The organism is Mycobacteroides sp. CBMA 271 (assembly GCF_009729205.1).
Classification (GTDB): domain Bacteria; phylum Actinomycetota; class Actinomycetes; order Mycobacteriales; family Mycobacteriaceae; genus Mycobacterium.
Genome location: NZ_VTHB01000018.1, coordinates 1 through 434, shown reverse-complemented (window position 1 = coordinate 434; position 434 = coordinate 1). Strand labels below are relative to the sequence as shown.

Annotated in this window: 1 protein-coding gene and 1 pseudogene; both read left to right on the top strand. The window is 62.9% G+C overall.

Going from position 1 to position 434, the window contains the following annotated elements:
• Positions 1–126, top strand: a pseudogene (gene esxG, locus FZI91_RS23600) (type VII secretion system protein EsxG); the annotation flags it as partial.
• 21 nt (positions 127–147) lie between these two features.
• Positions 148–434, top strand: a 287-nt coding sequence (locus FZI91_RS23595; protein WP_155941547.1) for a WXG100 family type VII secretion target, incomplete at its 3' end; no start/stop codon positions are given.

Here is a 434-nt window from a genome sequence, read left to right as displayed (position 1 = left end):
CGGTTCGTCGAGGTGTCCGCGAAGGTCAACGCGCTGCTCGATATTGCGCAGCTGAACCTGGGCGATGCCGCCGCGACCTACGTCGCCGAGGATGCCGCCGCCGCCAGCCGTTACACCGGCGTCTAAGACACGAAAGGGATATAAGAAATGTCGCAGATTACTTTCAACTACCCCGCGATGCTTGCCCATGCCGGTGAGATGAACACCTATTCGGGTGTGCTGACCGCGTTGGGTGCCGATCTGGCTGCCCAGCAGGCTTCCCTGCAGGCCGTCTGGCACGGTGATACCTCGATGAGCCAAGCCGCCTGGCAGGCGCAGTGGAACACCGCGATGGAAGAACTCGTCCGCGCCTACCGCGCCATGGGTGCCACTCACGAGACCAACACACTCTCGATGAATGCCCGCGACATGGCCGAAGGAGCCAAGTGGGGCGC